The following is a 3,516-nucleotide window of genomic DNA, read 5'->3' on the forward strand; positions in this document are numbered from 1 at the left end:
TTATAAAGCAGCTTTCTTTCTTTACCCTTGCTCTTTTAACCGCCGCCCTCATCTCTCAAGGATCTGCCGCATACACACCAGAAGAATTGTATGAAAAATTTATAAAAAATGATAGTACCTGGAAAAAGGGGAGGGTAATAGCTATCCATTTGGCTGCATGTAGCAGTGCAGATTATGCGCAGAAGCTTTCTAATTTAATCTATACAAAAACAGGGAGATCCGTCGTTGTATATGGAACAAAGGGGGAATATGGCTACAGCCCTATATTTTTTCTACCAAACATTGCCGACGAAGGCATGGAGAAATTTAAACCAAATATACAAGGAGTAAAAAATGAAAAATAGTTTTCAACAGGCATTTTTGACGCTGGTAACTTTGATCGCCGGCGGTCTAATGTATTGGGCATTGGATTATCGGTTTTCTCAAGATGCCGAAAGGAAAGATCCTTGCTACTATGAATATTTTAAGGTTTATGATAATAATAAAAGCAGATTCGCTTATTGCATAAATAAAGAGCTGAGGAGGGCGGCTTCTCAGATAAAATATTACTTAAAATTTCTGCCCGAGGATATTAATTTTACATCAGAAGAAGAACGCGTAATAGAAAAAGGCAGAATGTTTTCGAATTCGTTTAATGAATTGAAATAATATAGCAAAATTAAATTTTTGTAGTAGACAGAAACGGCTTACGCTAAATGTTAAGAAATTTAAAACGGCTGGCTAGACAGGAAACATCGACTAATGTAGGAGATTTCACCGGTCTAGCAGGCGCATCATTTGAAGAGATATTCTCAAGAGCGCCAAAAGACTGGAAAGTAATGCTCCAAAATGACGGTAAAGGAATAAAATTTGTAGAAGTTGTAGATGGAAAAGAGATAGAAAGAATTAGAATACATGCGCCGGAAAATAATCCAAATTTACCAAGTACCGCAAATACTAATAATGGATGGGTTTTAAGAATTCCGTTTAGTAGAAAAAAATATTTTGATGATACTGGTAAAATATTACCATATGATACCGATGAAACCCACATCCCAATAAAAGGAAACCCAAATGCAAATTGACGGAAAAGAGATATTTAAAAAGGGCGATCTTATGTTCCATTTAACTCGAATGGCTTCTTTGGAACATCAAGATAAATATATCGTTCATCCTACGGCTAAACATTACGAAAGTCCTTCGGAAATGGCGGAACTTTTATATACCGAATGCAAAAATGCTTTATTAGAACAATTTAAATTTTGTTTCTTACCATACGAGAGAGATGCACTAAGAGAACTTATGGAGCTTATAGATAGATACTTTAAAGATCAAAGCCTACTAGAAGGCATAGGTGAGTATTTGGTATATCACAATAAATCTTGGATAGAGGTTAGAGAGCTAGCCTTAAATACCTTGCATATTTTCGGCTACGATTTGGACGACTTTAATTATGATTAAATTCCGATAAAATGAAATTTATCCTATATATCTTTATTCTGCTGCTATGCCTAAGTGCCTAGGCCCTGCTTCGTCATATACGGTAAAATAAAACCGACTCCGCGCAAGCAAATAGTTTCATTTCGGGCGCATTTATGCCGCGCCGTATCATACCTCACGCTGTAACTCAATCTAACGCCGTCCGACCCTATGCTTTGCCGTTACGTCGCGACGCATACTATCGCTGCGCCTCAAACCCTTGCGCCGAAATGCCTAGATCATCTTTCCGACGAGTTTTTCTTTAAATTCTTTGTAAATTTCAGGCCCCGCGTGTTTGTATTCGCTCGTCAGCTTGTTGTGAAATTCCGCCATATCGCCGCCGCTTTCGCGGTAGAGCTTGATCGCGTTTCGCCTTACGGCGCCGTCTTTTAGGTCGCTATCGTAGGTTATGCTCGTGTACCTTGCTCGCGCGCCGTCCTTGATCTCGCGGTAGGCCTCGCAGCCCTTGGCTCTGCCGAGCTTTGCGACGCACGCGGCATAGAGGGCTTGCAGGCTCACGCACTGCGGGATCAGCGCCTCCGCCGCGGCGAGGTCTGCTTTAGCTATTTTAGAATTTACGGCTTTTTGTTCCTGTTGTACAGCCTTCGGCTCCTGCTTCGCGGTTTTAGGCTCATGCTTTGCAGCTTTTACCCCTTGCTTTTGAGGTTTTGACTCCTGCTTTGTAGCTTTTGGTTCCGCTTTTTGGGCTTTTTTCTCCGCCGCACCGCTTGTTTTGCTTTGTTTTGTGCCCGCTCCTGCGGCATGCGAGGTTAGACTGATCTTTTCAAATTTCGGATTTTTGCGGTAGTTTAGATTGTTAAAGAATTCTATCACGTCGTCGTAAAATTTGTCGTTGCTGACGATGCCGATCTTGCCCTCAGCTCCGCAGAGCTTGCCCATCAAAAACACGATGATCTTATCGGCGAAGTCCTTTCTTTGCTTGCCGATCGTAAAAACCTCGCCTATGCTAACGCCCATCTTCGATAGGCGCGCAAGGGTCAAGGCGCCGATCTTTTTGGCGGTGTTGGAGACGATATTTAGCTCGTCGCCCTCTTTTAGATTTACGACGTCGAAGATATTATCTACGTCGATATTTTCGTCGTCTATGATAAAATGGGTCAAAGTTTTTCCTTTAAATTAATAAATTGCAATGCCCGTGCTCGCGCAAATTTCATCTCTAAAGCGCGCGAAAGGTCTCATCGCAGGCTGATTTTGCAGATGCTCGCCGATAGGCTTTTGCATCCACGCCATATCGTACCAGCGGCCGAATTTATAGGCGCAGCGCTGAAATCTTCCGACGAAGCGAAAGCCCATACGCTCGTGAAATCGCACGCTTGCGTCGTTTAGATATTCGTCATCCCCGCAAGCGATGCAAGCGTTCATGTTTGCGATGTTTTGAGCTCTGAGCGCGCGTTCTAGCGCTTCGTAGAGCAGCCTGCCGATACCGCAAGCGCGCGCGTTTTGCGATACATAAACCGAGTTCTCCGCCGACCAATCGTATGCCGCGCGCTCTTTGAAAGCCGAAGCGTAGGCGTAGCCGAGGATTTGTTCGTGTTTTAAATTTACGCCGCTTTGTTTTGCCGAGGCGATTAAATTTGCGCCATTTTGTTTTATCGCACCGCTTGCGCGATTTCGCGCCTCGTTCGCACGTAAAATTTCACTCCCTGCGCCTGCCACGCTCGCAGAAATTTTAAAATTTTCATTCCGTTCGTCGTCCGCGCATGCCGCCTCGTCGCTCACGTAAGCGATCAGATATGGGTATCTTTGCAGCGTCTGTTCGATTCGCCCCGCAAATTCCGCTGCGCTGGGCACGTCGTATTCAAAGCTGATCGCCGTTTGCTTTACGTAGGGCGCGTAAATTTCAAGCAGCGCATCCGCATCTTGCGTCTGCTCCTGTGTCATGACAGCGGGCTTTTCCGTCGCTGTCTGCTCGGGTGCGGAGTGTTGCCCAATGGCGTATGCAACACAGATGGTCAAGAGACATAGGATCACCAACAGGACTGTTTTGTTCTCTGTGGCCGCCCGCTTGACCCGCTCAATCATCGGGCGTTCCTCCCC

At 44.7% G+C, this 3,516-nt stretch carries 6 protein-coding genes; 4 read left to right on the top strand and 2 right to left on the bottom strand.

What is annotated here, in order from left to right; all coding sequences use genetic code 11:
* The 4 genes from Q0256_RS02200 to Q0256_RS02215 all read left to right on the top strand — a co-directional run.
* The coding region (locus tag Q0256_RS02200) for a hypothetical protein (protein ID WP_297959649.1) at positions 1-344 on the top strand (344 nt) is incomplete at its 5' end.
* Entirely contained in the window at positions 334-648 is a 315-nt protein-coding gene (locus tag Q0256_RS02205; RefSeq protein ID WP_297959651.1) for a hypothetical protein, read from the top strand. The genes Q0256_RS02200 and Q0256_RS02205, both read left to right, overlap by 11 nt.
* Before the next feature lie 47 nt (positions 649-695).
* The gene (locus tag Q0256_RS02210) at positions 696-1,064 is read left to right on the top strand and encodes a hypothetical protein (RefSeq protein ID WP_297959653.1); all 369 of its coding nucleotides are present in this window, start codon (positions 696-698) and stop codon (positions 1,062-1,064) included.
* Positions 1,054-1,440, top strand: coding sequence for a phytanoyl-CoA dioxygenase (locus Q0256_RS02215; RefSeq protein ID WP_297959655.1), 387 nt, complete (start codon positions 1,054-1,056; stop codon positions 1,438-1,440). Before Q0256_RS02210 ends, Q0256_RS02215 begins: the two co-directional genes overlap by 11 nt.
* Positions 1,441-1,692: 252 nt before the next feature.
* Here the strand turns inward: Q0256_RS02215 and Q0256_RS02220 are convergent, their stop codons facing one another.
* Together Q0256_RS02220 and Q0256_RS02225 are read right to left on the bottom strand one after the other, a co-directional pair.
* Entirely contained in the window at positions 1,693-2,580 is an 888-nt protein-coding gene (locus Q0256_RS02220; protein WP_297959657.1) for a hypothetical protein, read from the bottom strand.
* 15 nt (positions 2,581-2,595) lie between these two features.
* Positions 2,596-3,516 (bottom strand): GNAT family N-acetyltransferase (locus Q0256_RS02225; protein ID WP_297959659.1); only part of this gene is annotated, 921 nt, incomplete at its 5' end.

It is taken from the genome of uncultured Campylobacter sp. (genome assembly GCF_937949835.1).
Lineage (GTDB): Bacteria > Campylobacterota > Campylobacteria > Campylobacterales > Campylobacteraceae > Campylobacter_B.